This is a genomic window from Variovorax sp. 05T418 (genome assembly GCF_056396385.1).
Genome location: NZ_JBFTLJ010000003.1, coordinates 479,891 through 493,641, shown reverse-complemented (window position 1 = coordinate 493,641; position 13,751 = coordinate 479,891). Strand labels below are relative to the sequence as shown.

Below are 13,751 nucleotides of genomic sequence, written 5' to 3'. Positions count from 1 at the left end.
CTCTCTTTGTTCAAGGAAAGCGCACAACTTTGCACGTCGAATGCCGATACGTGCTGCAGACGCTTGAATTCTGCCTTGGAAGAGAGAGATTGGACACATGGGCCGGAGCCCTGCCGGCCAAGGCGCCCGCGGCACAGGTCTAAGGCCGGTCGTCCAGTTCCGTTGCGTCGGCCAGCACGGAAAGCTCGGCGGGCTCGAGCCGCCCATGGCTCAGCTTGACCACCATGTTGCATTCCTTCGCGATCAACGCCGGCGAATGCGAGGCCAGGACCAGGATGCCCGACTTGGAAACCACGTCCCGCATGCGCTTTTCCGCCTTTTCGGTGAAGTCGGCATCGCCCACCGAGAGCCATTCGTCCATCAGGAGAATGTCGGCCTCGACGCTGGTGGAGATCGAAAAGGCGAGCCGCATCATCATCCCGGTGGAATAGGTGCGCACAGGCATGTTCACGTACTGCCCGAGGCCGCTGAATTCGCAAATCTCCGGGATCCGTGCGTCGATCTCCTTCTTGCTCAGTCCCATGACGAGTCCGCGCAGCATGATGTTCTCGATGCCGGTCGCGTCGGCCTCGATGCCGAGCGACGGATCGATCAGGCTCGATACCGTTCCCTCGCGCTTGAATTCGCCGGCGGAGGGCTCGTAAACGCCGGCCAGCGTACGCAGCAGGGTCGATTTGCCCGCCCCGTTGTGCCCGATCAGCCCCAGGCGGTCTCCGCTCTTCAGCTCGAGGTTGATGTCGCTCAGCGCCTGAACGACGGTGACGCCGGTCTCCTTGCCAAACCTGCCGCCGGTGACGGAAGCCGCAAGTGTTTTCTTCAATGACGCTGCACCAGCGCCATAGATCGGAAAGTTGACGGCAACGTTTTTGAGGGAAATGGAAGCCATGTATCAGAGCCAGTAGACAACGCGTCGGCGGTATCTGGAGAACAAGATTGCGGAGCCGATAAGAGTCAGGGCAGACCATCCCAGGATGCCGAGCCAACTGTGCGCAGCGGCAACCCCCCCCATCAGCGGCGTGCGCAGCAGGTCGAGCATCTGGGCAAACGGGTTCCACAGGATGTACTTGGCGCGGTCCGGAAGACTCTCGGGCAGCCAGAATACAGGGGTCAGGAACATGAGCATCTGCATGACGCTGCTCACGATCTGGGTGACGTCGCGGAAGCGGGTGCAGATGAGCCCGAGCAGCAGTCCAAGGGCGTGGGCATTGACAATGGCGATGGCCATTGCCGGAATGACCAGCAACGCAGACCAGGACAAGGAAATACCCGCCCAAAGCGCAACCGGGACGTACAGCACGATCTGATGCGCAAACTGGATCAGGTTTCGCGCAATGCTCCGCCAGACGAACAGGCTGATTGGAAAATAGCCTTGCTTGAGGTAGTTGGAGGAGCCTACGAAGGCGTTGCATGACTCCGTCACCACGCTCGAAAAGAAGCCCCAGAAAATGATGCCCAGCGCAAGGTGAGGGAAGAACTTGGAGAGTTCCGTTCCGAACAGCGAACTGTACAGAGGCCCCATGCCGCCGATCATGGCGCCCATGCTCAACGTGAGCCAGAGCGGACCCAGCATCGAGCGGCGATAGCGCAGCACCACGTCGAACCATGCGAGCGTCCACCAGATATCCGTGCGGCGGGTACCTTCCCACCAGTCAGACCATGGGCTGCGGTGCAAATTGGAATGGACTTGGCTCATATGCGCCCGTTGGTGTTTGCCAGGCGCGCGAAGCCGTTTTCGCCCGGATGTTCTCGACACTGGGCTTCAATGAGCACCAGTTCCTCGTTGCCGATGTTCGTCAATCGATGTTTCTCTTTCAATGGGTATGGCGATATCCGCCGAGAAAGGGTCCCCTGCTGGACTTGCCGATCTGGCCAATACCGCGGGCCTGGACGCGGGCCCAGTGCGCTGCGCATTGGTGATGATATTGCAGTGACAGTTCCGCCCAGGCCTCACAAACATGCACCTGGCTTGGATGTTGCCTGCTGCGATGCCGGTCGGATCCGGGATTCTGCGCGCCCCAATAGCACAATTGAGAGGGCGCGCATTTTCTTGTTCGGGAGTGAAGAAAGGGATAATTTTACCGGCCCCCGCGCTGGAGGCTCCAGGAACCGTTGAAACCGCATCCCATCGCCTCGCCACATTGATAACCGCTCGCAAGACGAGCAAGCCATGAGCATCCCCCCTTCCCCCGAGATCTCCGTCGCCCTTTGCACCCACAACGGCGCGCGTTTCCTGCGCGAGCAGGTGCGCAGCATCTGCCTGCAGACCCTGCCGCCGGCGGAGATCGTGCTGTCCGACGATGCGTCGACCGACGGCTCGGTGGAGGTGGTGCGGGCTGCGGTGGCCGAGTGCGCGGCCGAACAGCCGGGGCACCCCGTGGCCCTGCGCATCTTCGAGAACCGGCCCGCGCTGCGCGTGGTCAAGAACTTCGAGCAGGCCATCGGGGCCTGCACCAGCGAACTGATTGCGCTCAGCGACCAGGACGACATCTGGCTCCCCGAGCGCCTCGCGCAGATGGCGCCGCTTTTCGAGAGCGATCCGAATCTTCTGCTTCTGCACACCGATGCGCGCCTCGTCGATGCCGAGCGGCGCGACATCGGCGATACGCTGTTCCATGCGCTCGAAGTCACCCCCTCGGAGATCGAGCGCGTCCACGGCGGCAACGCTTTCGATGTGTTCCTGCGGCGCAACCTCGTGACCGGCGCGACCACGGTGTTTCGCCGTTCGCTGCTCGAGCATGCCCTGCCTCTGCCCGTCGAATGGGTGCACGACGAGTGGCTGGGCATCATCGCGTCGGCCATTGGCCGGGTCGACCTGCTGGAGCAGCCGCTCATCGACTATCGCCAGCACGAATCGAACCAGATCGGGGCCCGGCGCGACACTTTCGAAGCCAAGGTGCGCAAGGCACTGGCTTCCAGGGGCAACACGCATGTGGAGCGGGCCATCAAGGCCGAACTGCTCCTTGCGCGGCTGCAGAAGATCGGAGGCCGGGTTTCGCCGGAGATTCTCGACAGGGTGCGCAGCAAGATCGAGCACCAGCGCTTCCGCGCAGCCTTGCCGGCATCACGGCTCGCCCGATGCCTGCCCATTTTTCGCGAAGCCATGACCGGCCGCTACGACAAGTTTGGCCGTGGCTTCCGGGGCGTGGTGCGCGACCTCTTCGAATCTGTGTAGGCTTGCGCCCAAGCGAATCGCGTCACTCCCACAAAAACAATGACCACCACGAATTCACCTCCTGTTTCCATCGCCGGCACTCCGGGCGCTCCGCCCAGTGTGGTGGTGATCATTCCGTTCTACAACGGGGCGGACTTCATCGAGCGTTCTGTCCGCAGCGTGTTCGAGCAGTCGGTGCCCGCGAACGAGGTGATCGTCGTCAACGATGGCTCCCGGCCCGAGGAGCGCGCGGCGCTCGACGCGCTTGCGAAACGCTATCCGTTCCGCATCCTGGACAAGGAGAACGGAGGGCAGGGTTCGGCGCGCAATGCCGGCGTCGCCGCGTCCACGTCCGAGTACCTCTGCTTCCTGGATCAGGATGACTTCTACCTGCCCAACCACATCGAGACGCTGGTCAACGCCATTCCGCCCGACGATCAGCTCTTCGGCTATGTCTACGCCGACTTGTTCGAGGCGGATGCCGATGGCAATGTGATTCGCACGGATGTTGTCAAGGATCACGCAAAACACCCGAAGCGCAGCATCTTCGACCTGTTGCGCTACGACATGTTCGTTCTGCCTTCAGCCAGCTTGGTGAGCCGCAAGGCCTTCGAAGCCGTGGGCGGCTTCGACCCTCAGTTCATGGGCTATGAGGACGATGACCTTTTCCTGCGTATTTTTCGCAAGGGCTACAGCAATCAATTCGTGGACAAGGCCGTCACCGTCTGGTGCATTCATACGGCCAGCACGTCCTTCGGCATCCGGATGGTCCGTAGCCGCTTCAAGTACTTCAAGAAGCTGCTGCAGATGTTTCCCGATGAGCATCAACGCGGCCGCTACTACCTGCGCGACTCGCTGATGCCGCGGTTCCATCCGTTCTTCGTGAACGAGGCCATTGAGGCAATCAAGACAGATTCCGAATACCGCGGTGAAATGAGTGCGGTACTCGCCGAATATGCGGCCATCGTCTTTGCCAATCCCCATGTGGGCCGCAAGGCAAAGCTGCGCCTGTGGATCACGCTTCAGGCGCTGCAACGCAGCACGCCGGGGATGGTGCGCTTCGTGGGCGCGATGACGCGGCTGCCCGGCATTCGTCGCTTGCGGCGCATCTACGGAGGCTGATCCCACGCCCTGAGGGGGCCTTGTCGACTATCGTGGGGCTTCGGCGGGAGGCCTCTGCGTACTCATCGCCTTATCGATGTAGGTGGCGAATTTGCGCACGTACTCGGCACGCAAATGGCCGGAGTCCTTGTAGATCGGTGTGGCATCGGCATCCGCGCGGGTGCATTCGCCGTTCTTGCAGAGCGTCGGGATCGGGTCGATCACGATGGCACCGCTTCGCTGGGCAATCTGGCGCATGCGTTCGTGCAATTGCTTCTGTGCCGCCGGCCAGGGAGCAGTAGGCGACATGCGCGCCACTTTCATGTCTCCGAGCCGGCCTCCCTTGATGAATTCTTCGGGCCCAAAGCCTTCCCCCACAGGATTGTCCAGCACCAGATAAACCTGCTTGTGCTTGGCAAGGTTGGTCATCACCGCCTCGAGCATGTTGAGCGCAAGGTCCACGCCGCCGCCCCCCAAGAAGCGGTGCTTGGTCTTGCCGTCGGAGTAGTAGTAGCGGTCCATTTCGGCGGTTGCCGCATCGGGCTTGCCGGTTTCCGAGAAGTAGCAGTTCCAGCAGCCGCCGAACACCACTGCGTCGAACTTGTCGCTGATGGCCAGGCGCATGGCGCCGTCGCGGCGCTCGCCGCAGAGGTTGTTCTTTTCGTCGACCACGTTGGGAATGGGCGGGCAGGCGCCCCAGGTGGCGAAGGAGAGCGAATCGAGGGTGTCGGGCGCGATCTTGTTCAGCTCCACGGCGCGCGGGCCGTATTGCTCGATGTGGCTGTCGCCGAAAAGCAGCACGCGGCGCTTGCCGTGGCCGATCTGCTGGAGCACCTCGCCATCGACCTTGATCGGGCTGAGCCCGTCCGGGTAGCCCCAGTCCTTGGCGGCCGCGGCCGTCTTGTTGAAGTAGGGGTCGCTGTGCCGCCCGACGTAGTAGCGCGTGGCCGCCAGCGTGCCCAGCACCACGAAGCCCACCATCAGCGCCACCAGCACCGAGATCACGGTGCTGCTCTCGCTGCGGCGCATGCCGCGCTCGACAAAGCGGTAGGTCAGCCAGGCCAGCACGACGGCCGCCAGCAGCATCAGCGCGCGCAGGCCGTTGGAGGGCAGTTCGCCCTCGACGATGCGCGCATACACCAGCAGCGGCCAGTGCCAGAGGTACAGCGGATAGCTGATGAGGCCGACCCACACCATCGGCCTGGAGGCGAGCACGTAGCGGTTGAGCACGCCGGTCGGGCCGGCCGCAATGCAATAGAAGGCGCCCAGCGTGGGCAGGATGGCCCAGAACCCCGGAAACGCCTTGCCGCCGCGGATGAATGCAAGGCCCAGGCCGATCAGCACCAGACCGGCAATCGACTGCGCATGGCGGCCCCAGCCCGGCTTGGGCAGCGGACGGTGCAGCCGCATGTACGCCAGCATGCCGCCGATCATCAGCTCCCAGAAGCGCGACAGCGGCGAATAGAACGCGGCCTCCCGGTGGCTGTGGATGGTCGCGACGTTGAGCAGGAACGACAGGGCCGCCACCGCGCCCACCACCGTGAGCACGCGCCACTTGCGCTTCCACGCCAGGCCCAGCAGCACGGGCCAGAAGATGTAGAACTGCTCCTCGATGGCCAGCGACCACAGGTGCAGCAGCGGCTTGGTCTCGGCCGCGTTGTCGAAGTAGCCGGCCTCGCTCCAGAAGGCGAAGTTCGAGACGAAGCCGGCGCCCGCGGCCACGTGCTTGCCGAGCTGCTCCCACTCGTGCGGCAGCAGCGCCCACCAGCCGAAGGCGAAGGTCGCGGCCAGCACCAGCACCAGCGCCGGAAAGATGCGCTTCACGCGGCGCGCGTAGAACTCGCGGTAGCTGAACCCGTCGCCCTCGAAGCTGCCCAGGATGATCGTGGTGATCAGGAAGCCCGAGATGACGAAGAAGATGTCGACCCCGATGAAGCCGCCCTTGATCCACTGCGGGAACGCGTGGTAGCCGAGCACGGAGAGCACCGCGACGGCGCGCAGGCCGTCGATGTCGGGTCGGTACTTGGGATGGAGCAGGTGGGCGTGTTCCTGCGGGGCTGTCGGGCTGCTCGTGGTCGTCATCGTCGTGGTTGGGAGGGGACGGCGCCTGCGGTTTCTGCTGGCTTCCCGGCCCCGGATTGTCTGCGCAAACGCGGGAGCGGCTTTTTTCAGGTCCCGCGGGAGCGGGTCCGCAGGTAGCGCCAGAACGCGCCCGAGGTCCACACCTTGAGCAGGCTGGTCACGTGCCAGTAGAGGTGCTTCCTGCTGCTGCGGCTGGCGCGCTGGGCCTCGTGGCGCGCGAGCAGGTCTTCGCCCACCTGCAGCTTCCAGCCCGCCAACTGGGTCCGGGCGCAGATGTCGAAGTCTTCGCCGTACATGAAGAAGCGCTCGTCGAAGCCCCCGATCTGGCGGTAGGCCTGGCTGCGGAACAGCATGAACAGGCCCGGAATCCAGTCCGGCACCGCCGGGCGCACGTACCCCGGCTTGCGGCGCGTGAGGATCTCGAGCGGCGTGATGACGGCGCGGTGCTGCTCGGGCGCGCTGCGGCCGGGCTCCAGGATGCGCGGCGTCAGCAGGCCGGCGTCAGGCGCGGCCTGCGCGACCAGCGGCGCCAGCACGTCGCCGTCCAGGCGGATGTCGGGGTTGAGCACCAGGAACCACGGCGTATCGCAGTGCCCGAAGGCCTGGTTGTGGTTGGCGCCAAAGCCCTTGGGGCTCGTGTTTTCGATCCGCTCGACCGCAAAACCCCATTCCAGGCCGGCCAGCACGTCGGGTTCGGGGATGTTGAGCGTGAGCACCACCTTGGCGGTCGAGCTGCGGCAGAAACGGTCCAGCTGCTCGAGCAGCGGGCGCACCAGCGCGAGCTGGCCGTGGCTGACGATCGAAATGGTGATCGGGGGGGAAGAAGGGGAAGGGGGCGCTGGCATGGTCTAATTTCGCTCGGGAATTCTAGGGTTCCCCAACACCCACACATGATTGCTCTGATCGTCATCAGTTTCTTCGTCTCGGCCTTCGGGGTCCAGGTGTTCATGCGCCGCGCGCGCAGGCACGCCCGGCTCTACGGCGCCGACATGCCCCAGCGCTTCCACAAGGGCCACGTGCCGCGGCTCGGGGGAGCGGGCATCCTGCTGGGCATGGGCGCGGCCTGGCTGGCCTCCGGCATCACCGGCACCGACCCGTTCAACGTCTCCTGGCCGCTCAAGACCTCGATGCTCACGCTGCTGTGCATTGCGCCGGCGGTGCTCGGCGGCATCGTCGAAGACGTGACGCAGAACGTCAAGGTGCGCTACAGGCTGGCGCTCACCATCGGCTCCGCGCTGCTCGCGTGCTGGGTGCTGGGCCTGGGCCTGTCGCGCACCGGCATCGAGGCGGTCGACGGCTGGCTGGCCCTGGTGCCGTACGGCGCCGTGCTGTTCGCGGCCCTGGCCATCGGCGGGCTGCCGCATGCCTTCAACATCATCGACGGCTACAACGGGCTGGCCGGCACGGTGGCGGTGCTGGTGTGCCTGGCCGTTTCGCACGTGGCGCTGCAGGTGGGCGACCGCCAGCTCGCGGCCATGATGGTCTGCCTGGTCGGCGCCACCATCGGCTTCCTGATCTGGAACTATCCGCGCGGCAAGATCTTTGCCGGCGACGGCGGCGCCTACGTCTGGGGCATGGTGATTGCGCTGGCCTGCGTGACGCTGGTGCAGCGGCACCGCGTCGTCTCGCCGTGGTTTCCGATGCTGCTGCTGATCTACCCGGTGTGGGAGACGCTGTTCTCCATCTACCGCAAGCTCGCGCGCGGGCAGTCGCCCGGCACCGCCGACGCGCTGCACTTCCACCAGCTGATCTTCCGGCGCATCGTGCGCGTGGCCTTCGCGGACGACGAGGCGCGCCAACTGCTCGCCCGCAACAACCGGACCTCGCCCTACCTCTGGATGTTTGCCGCGCTGTCGGTGGTGCCGGCGGTGCTGTTCTGGAACAACACCATCGTGCTGATGCTGTTCTGCCTGCTGTTCGTCACGACCTACGTGGGCGCCTACCTGATGATCGTGCGATTCAAGGTGCCGCGCTGGCTGCGCCCGTGACGGCTTCCCTGCTGCAAGAATTCATTCTTTCCATCGTCCCCACCGTTTTGGAGCCTGCCCGCCCATGACCGATCCCGTCCTCAACATTCCCCCGCGCGACAAGGCCGAGATCCTGGCCCAGGCGCTGCCGTACATCCGCAAGTTCCACGGCAAGACCATCGTCATCAAGTACGGCGGCAATGCCATGACCGATCCGGCCCTGCAGGCCGACTTCGCGGAAGACGTGGTGCTGCTCAAGCTGGTCGGCATGAACCCGGTGGTGGTGCATGGCGGCGGCCCGCAGATCGAGGCGGCGCTCAACCGCCTGGGCAAGAAGGGCAGCTTCATCCAGGGCATGCGCGTGACCGATGCCGAGACCATGGAGGTGGTCGAATGGGTGCTGGCCGGCGAGGTGCAGCAGGACATCGTGGGCCTGATCAACCAGGCCGGCGGCAAGGCCGTGGGCCTGACCGGGCGCGACGGCGGCATGATCCGCGCGCAGAAGCTCAAGATGGCGGACCGCGCCGACCCCAACCTGCACCACGACGTGGGCCAGGTGGGCGACATCGTCTCCATCGACCCCAGCGTGGTCAAGGCGCTGCAGGACGACGCCTTCATTCCCGTGGTGAGCCCGATCGGCTTCGGCGAGGAGAACGAGAGCTACAACATCAATGCCGACGTGGTGGCCGGCAAGCTCGCCACCGTGCTCAAGGCCGAGAAGCTCATGCTCCTGACCAACACGCCCGGCGTGCTCGACAAGGACGGCAATCTGCTCACCAACCTGAGCGCGCGCGAGATCGACGACCTGTTTGCCGACGGCACCATCTCGGGCGGCATGCTGCCCAAGATCGAGGGCGCGCTCGATGCGGCCAAGAGCGGCGTGAACGCGGTGCACATCATCGACGGCCGCGTGCCGCACGCGATGCTGCTCGAGATCCTGACCGACCAGGCCTACGGCACGATGATCCGCGCGCGCTGAGGCCGCAGCCTCAGCAGCCGTTCGCGCCCGCCCTGGCCACCGCGGGTTTCCGGCCGAGATACTCGAAGCCCGCGGCGCCAACTTCCTGCACCGACTGGGGCAGCTTCTCGAAGTCGGTCCACAGCGGCGTATCGCGCAGCGACGGATCGCGCCACAGGTCCACCAGCTCGCCCGCGGGGGCCTCCCGGAAGCGCTCCGCGGCTTCGTCGGACACGTTGGCGCGCAGCGCCTGCTCGCACTCCGACGCCAGCCAGCTGACGGAGTGGTTCGGCGCGAAATTCTCCGACACCCGCACGCGCTCGGCCTCGAACTCTCGGAACCACTGCTCCAGCCCGTAGCGGGTGCAGTTGAAGAAATGCCAGGGCCGCTCGTGCAGCGGCTGCATGAAGGCGGTGCGCACCAGGATGCGGCCACCGGGCTTGAGCACCCGAAGCAGTTCCGCCGCCACCTTCTGCGGTTCGCGGTAGTGCTCGAAGGCGTTCATGACGATCACGGCGTCGAAGACCGCGTCGTCGAACGGCAGCACGTGGGCATCGGCGACCACGTCGGTGTGCCTGAACAGGCAGTATTCGACCTCGACCACGTTCTCGATCTTTTCCTGCGAGCCTCCGCCGCTGAGATTCAGCACCCAGCCCTTGGTGCTCTTGGCGAGCTTCAGGGCCTCGGGCGGCAGCGGGTTGCTGACGTGGTCGGCGGGCTTGACCTCGGGCTCGCCGATGTCCTCGCAAAGAACCGGCCGGCCCTGGACGACGGGCCAGCGCCGCCAGCCGTCCACGGTCGCCAGTGCGCCGCTTGCCGCGTCGGCCGTCAGCTTGAGCCCGGTCTTCGGGCAGCGAAGAATCGGCAGCAGTGCCTGGAGCCGCGACTTCGCGCCGCCGTCGCTCAGCGCCACCTGCAGCGCCGGCGGCTTGCGCGCGAGCCGCTCGTCAATGAGCGACACCCAGGGATGCTGAGCCTTGAAGTTCTCGATCAGCCGCTGGTAATTCTGCGGGACCGTGGTCTCGGCCCTGAGCATCGAGCTCGCATGCACGCGGTAGTCCGCGAGCGTTTGCGGCTCCCGCACGCCGCGCTGGCCCTGCTCCGCGAGCCGGCACCAGAAGTCGAAGTCCTCCCAGCCGTGGCGAACGTGGTTGTAGCCGCCGACGATCGCCCACGCCTCCTTCGAGACCAGCGCCATCGCGTCGATGTAGTTGCCGGCCACGAAGCGCTGCGGCTCGTAGGAGGCATCGCCGAGCAGCGCGCTGGAGGCGCCGAAGTGCTGGATGGTCGGGTAGGCGAAGGCCACGCGCTCGGCGCGGATGGCGCGGCGCAGCTCTTCGCAGCATTTCGGGCGCAGCCGGTTGTCGGCATCCAGCGGCAGCACGTAGGGACTGTCCGCGAGGTGGAAGCCCGCATTGCGCGTGAGGCCCAGGCCGCTGTTGGCCTCATGCCGCGCGACCACCACGCGGTTGAAGCGCCTGGCGTGCTGCCGGGCCCATGCCAGCACGGCGTCCAGCGAGCCGTCGGTCGAACAGTCGTCCACCACCACCAGGTCCAGCACCGCCAGCGTCTGGGCGCGCACGGATTCCAGCGCCTCGACGATGAACTGCTCGTAGTTGTAGAGCGGAATGGCGACCGTGACGTCCGCAAGCTCGGCCTCGTCGGCCCGGTGCTCGAACAGCACTTCCAGCGGCATCAGCTGGGGCCGCGGAATCGGCGCCGCGCGCACGCGCGCATCGAGCGCAAAGGCCCGCGCGGCCAGCGCATCGCCTTGCAGCTGGTCGAGCACGCGGCCGAACTGCGTGGCCCGCTGCAGCGGCCCGTACGAGGCCATCGCGCGCAGGAACGCGGCCGAGCCGACGCTGGCCCTCAGCGCCGGATCCGACGCCAGGGTCGACAGATGGTGGTACCAGTCATCGGCGCTCGCGGCCAGGAAGCCCGACACGCCATGCTCGATGGCCCGCGTGAACGGGCCGGTCGGCGATGCGATGGTCGGCACGTCGACCAGCGCGGCCTCGAAGAACTTCAGTTCGCTCTTGGCCTCGCAGAAGGGGTTGCCGAATTCCAGCGGCGCGATGTTGATGTCGAAGCGCGCAATTTCGCGCGGCAGCGTCTCCAGGGTCTGGAAGGGCCGCCATTCGATGCGGTGCGCCAGGCCGGCCATCACCGGGTATTCCTCCACGTCGACCAGGCGCATGCCCGATTCGGTCTGGAAGAGCACCAGCCGGCACAGCTCGTTCTCGCGCAGTACGCGCGCGATCGCCTCGATGGCCAGGCCCAGGTCGCGCTGGTGCGTTCGCGAGCCGCCGGCATAGCCGATGCGCACCAGGTTGTCGGTCCGCGCGCTGCGCCACTGCCGGGCGCTGCGCCTGGAGAGCTCGAAGGTCTGGTCGTCGAAGCCGTTGAACAGCACATGGGTGGACTTGCCCGCCCAGCGCATGTGATAGGCCAGCTCCTGGGTGCTGGCAATGCAGACATCGGCTGCGAGCATGGCGCGGCGCACACTGGCGAAGAGCTCGCGCACCGCGGCCTCCGGATGGGCGTTGGAGCGGATGCCGTCGATCACCTTGGTGTCGGCCAGGTCGGGTTCGATCATCAGGTCGTCGATGTCGAACACCACCTTCTTGCCTTGCGCATGCATCAGCCCGATGGCTTTTTCGAGCACCGGGCTCCACTGGGTGCGCCAGAGAATCATCACGTCGTGCCGCGACGTCAGCTCGAGCCGCGCCTCCAGCTCTTCCTGCCGCACCCATTCCGCCGGCACGCCGTTCATCCGCGCCGCCTCGATGTAGCGCGCGACACGGTACAGGTGGCCGGGCGTGTCCGCCTCGCCCGAAACGTAGAAGATCGAGAACACCCGGCTGGGCAACGCAGGAATGGGGGGCGGCTCGGTGTCGTCGCTGCCGAGCAGGCCGGCGCGCCGGCCTTCTCGCGCACCCACCAGCGTGTAGTGAATCAGCGGATTGAAGCCCGCCGCGTCCCCGTAGCGCGCCGCGTATTCGGTGCCCGAGAACCATGGGCCGGGTTGGCGCCCTTCGGCCGCGCCGTGGGTGACGTAGTGCTCCGCGGGGTCCGTGCCGGCCGATGCGACGTCGGGGTAGGTCTTCAGGTACCACTCGCGGTCGAAGTAGGGCGAGAACCGGACGATCTCCACCGCCCCCAGGTCCACCGGCTTGCCGGCAAGGCGCCGGGCAAGCAGCCGCAAGCGCCTGCGCAGCTTGGCCTTCACGCTCAGGGACGGATCGACCCGCAGGCGCGTGAAGCGCTCCATCAACGATTCGACCCGGTCTTCCTTCCGGTCGGCAAGGTTCTTCCAGGCCAGCGCGGTGCGCTGCTGCAGGCTCTTGGCTTCGCTGGTCTCGTTCAGGTCGTCGCGGGTCTTGTTCAGGTCGGTGGCCAACTGCGCCACGACATTCCGCAGCTCGGCCACGCGCCGGTTCGCCTGCTCGTGGGCGAAGCCGGTTGCGCGCGCGGCGGCTTCGGCCTGGGCGGCCTTCGCCTGCGCATCGCCGGCCTGCCTGTTCAGGTCTTCCAGCTGGGCGGCCTTCTCGGCCACCTCGTGGGACAGGGCGTCCAGCTGGCCTTCGGCGCGGGCGCGGGCCTCGGCCTCGGCCGCGCGGGCGGCCGCCACCTGGGCCAGCTCGGCTTCCACCGGCGCGCGCAGGGCATTGGCCTCGTGGATGCGCTGATGCAGTTCGGCCGAGCCGAGCTGTTCGCGCGTGGTCACGAACCAGCGCGTTCCCAGGTGAGCGAAGCGCGCCCTGGCGGCATCGGCGCGCTCGGGTTCGAGGTTGCACAACGCCATGGCGGCGGCCGGCGCGCGGTCGCCCACGGCCAGCACGCCGAGCCCGTGGCCGTGCAGGAACTCGAACGAGGGATAGTGCCGTGCCTGCTCGGCAAAGAACCGGAAGACGCCGAAATTGCCGCTGCGCACATTGGTGTCGTGGAACAGCACCACGGCCTTGTCAGACAGCTTGGGAAGCCAGGTCTCGAAGTCGTGCTTGACCGCCTCGTAGGTGTGGAAGCCGTCGATGTGCAGCAGGTCGACGGAGCCGTCGGCAAAGTACGGCAGCGCGTCGTCGAAGGTGGACTTGAGGAGTTCGGAGAAGGCGCTGAAGTGCTTGTCGTGGAAGTCGCGCAGCTCGTGGTAGACCTGCGCGTCGAAGTGCCCGGCATGCTCGTCTCCGGCCCAGGTGTCCACGGCATAGCAGCGCGTGGCCGACTTGAGCCGCGCCACGGCCTCGCAGAACGCCGCGTACGACACGCCGTTGTGCGTGCCCAGTTCCACCAGCAGGCCCGGCTTGCAGGCGGCCACGATCCAGAACGCGAACGGCGTGTGGGTCCACCACGCGCTGGCCTTGCCGAGCAGGTGCGGCGTCCAGAACAGCGGGTCCAGCACCGGGTGCGTCAGCACGTCGAGCGACCGGTCGACCGTCGGAAGAATGAGGGTGGGTTCTTTCATTTGTATTCCTGCCCGGACGGGTCCGGGCCT

The 13,751-nt window shown here is 66.1% G+C and carries 9 protein-coding genes; 4 read left to right on the top strand and 5 right to left on the bottom strand.

Annotation, left to right across the window (positions count from 1 at the left end; translation table 11 throughout):
* Nucleotides 1–139: 139 nt before the first annotated feature.
* Together AC1DMS_RS08275 and AC1DMS_RS08270 are read right to left on the bottom strand one after the other, a co-directional pair.
* Nucleotides 140–886 carry an ABC transporter ATP-binding protein gene (locus AC1DMS_RS08275; protein WP_018903750.1) on the bottom strand — a complete coding sequence of 249 codons (747 nt, stop codon included), beginning with the start codon at nucleotides 884–886 and terminating at the stop codon, nucleotides 140–142.
* Between the two features lie 3 nt (nucleotides 887–889).
* Entirely contained in the window at nucleotides 890–1,693 is an 804-nt protein-coding gene (locus AC1DMS_RS08270; protein WP_436287272.1) for an ABC transporter permease, read from the bottom strand.
* Nucleotides 1,694–2,167: 474 nt separating this feature from the next.
* Between AC1DMS_RS08270 and AC1DMS_RS08265 the strand changes: the two genes are divergently transcribed.
* Nucleotides 2,168–3,172, top strand: coding sequence for a glycosyltransferase family 2 protein (locus tag AC1DMS_RS08265; RefSeq protein WP_436287273.1), 1,005 nt, complete (start codon nucleotides 2,168–2,170; stop codon nucleotides 3,170–3,172).
* A 39-nt stretch (nucleotides 3,173–3,211) separates the two neighbouring features.
* A complete protein-coding gene (locus AC1DMS_RS08260; RefSeq protein WP_436287274.1) occupies nucleotides 3,212–4,273 on the top strand; it encodes a glycosyltransferase family 2 protein in 1,062 nt (353 codons plus the stop codon).
* 27 nt (nucleotides 4,274–4,300) lie between these two features.
* Here the strand turns inward: AC1DMS_RS08260 and AC1DMS_RS08255 are convergent, their stop codons facing one another.
* Together AC1DMS_RS08255 and AC1DMS_RS08250 are read right to left on the bottom strand one after the other, a co-directional pair.
* Nucleotides 4,301–6,334, bottom strand: a complete 2,034-nt coding sequence (locus AC1DMS_RS08255) for an acyltransferase family protein (RefSeq protein ID WP_436287275.1) — start codon at nucleotides 6,332–6,334, stop codon at nucleotides 4,301–4,303.
* A gap of 86 nt (nucleotides 6,335–6,420) precedes the next feature.
* Nucleotides 6,421–7,179: a glycosyltransferase family 2 protein gene (locus AC1DMS_RS08250; RefSeq protein ID WP_436287276.1), complete on the bottom strand. Its 759-nt coding sequence runs from the start codon at nucleotides 7,177–7,179 to the stop codon at nucleotides 6,421–6,423.
* A gap of 45 nt (nucleotides 7,180–7,224) precedes the next feature.
* On the opposite strand from AC1DMS_RS08250, the gene AC1DMS_RS08245 reads away from it, so the two are divergent.
* A complete protein-coding gene (locus tag AC1DMS_RS08245; protein ID WP_012745925.1) occupies nucleotides 7,225–8,322 on the top strand; it encodes a glycosyltransferase family 4 protein in 1,098 nt (365 codons plus the stop codon).
* 64 nt (nucleotides 8,323–8,386) lie between these two features.
* Nucleotides 8,387–9,280 (top strand): acetylglutamate kinase, encoded by an 894-nt coding sequence (gene argB, locus AC1DMS_RS08240; RefSeq protein WP_012745926.1) that lies wholly within the window; start codon nucleotides 8,387–8,389, stop codon nucleotides 9,278–9,280.
* Between the two features lie 10 nt (nucleotides 9,281–9,290).
* Here argB and AC1DMS_RS08235 read toward each other — a convergent pair whose 3' ends face one another.
* Nucleotides 9,291–13,721 carry a class I SAM-dependent methyltransferase gene (locus AC1DMS_RS08235; protein ID WP_436287277.1) on the bottom strand — a complete coding sequence of 1,477 codons (4,431 nt, stop codon included), beginning with the start codon at nucleotides 13,719–13,721 and terminating at the stop codon, nucleotides 9,291–9,293.
* Between the last annotated feature and the right edge of the window lie 30 nt (nucleotides 13,722–13,751).

Coding starts and splice junctions, on each gene's coding strand:
- AC1DMS_RS08275 (WP_018903750.1), bottom strand. CDS start 886: ATGGCTTCCATTTCCCTCAAAAACGTTGCCGTCAACTTTCCGATCTAT.
- AC1DMS_RS08270 (WP_436287272.1), bottom strand. CDS start 1,693: ATGAGCCAAGTCCATTCCAATTTGCACCGCAGCCCATGGTCTGACTGG.
- AC1DMS_RS08265 (WP_436287273.1), top strand. CDS start 2,168: ATGAGCATCCCCCCTTCCCCCGAGATCTCCGTCGCCCTTTGCACCCAC.
- AC1DMS_RS08260 (WP_436287274.1), top strand. CDS start 3,212: ATGACCACCACGAATTCACCTCCTGTTTCCATCGCCGGCACTCCGGGC.
- AC1DMS_RS08255 (WP_436287275.1), bottom strand. CDS start 6,334: ATGACGACCACGAGCAGCCCGACAGCCCCGCAGGAACACGCCCACCTG.
- AC1DMS_RS08250 (WP_436287276.1), bottom strand. CDS start 7,179: ATGCCAGCGCCCCCTTCCCCTTCTTCCCCCCCGATCACCATTTCGATC.
- AC1DMS_RS08245 (WP_012745925.1), top strand. CDS start 7,225: ATGATTGCTCTGATCGTCATCAGTTTCTTCGTCTCGGCCTTCGGGGTC.
- argB (WP_012745926.1), top strand. CDS start 8,387: ATGACCGATCCCGTCCTCAACATTCCCCCGCGCGACAAGGCCGAGATC.
- AC1DMS_RS08235 (WP_436287277.1), bottom strand. CDS start 13,721: ATGAAAGAACCCACCCTCATTCTTCCGACGGTCGACCGGTCGCTCGAC.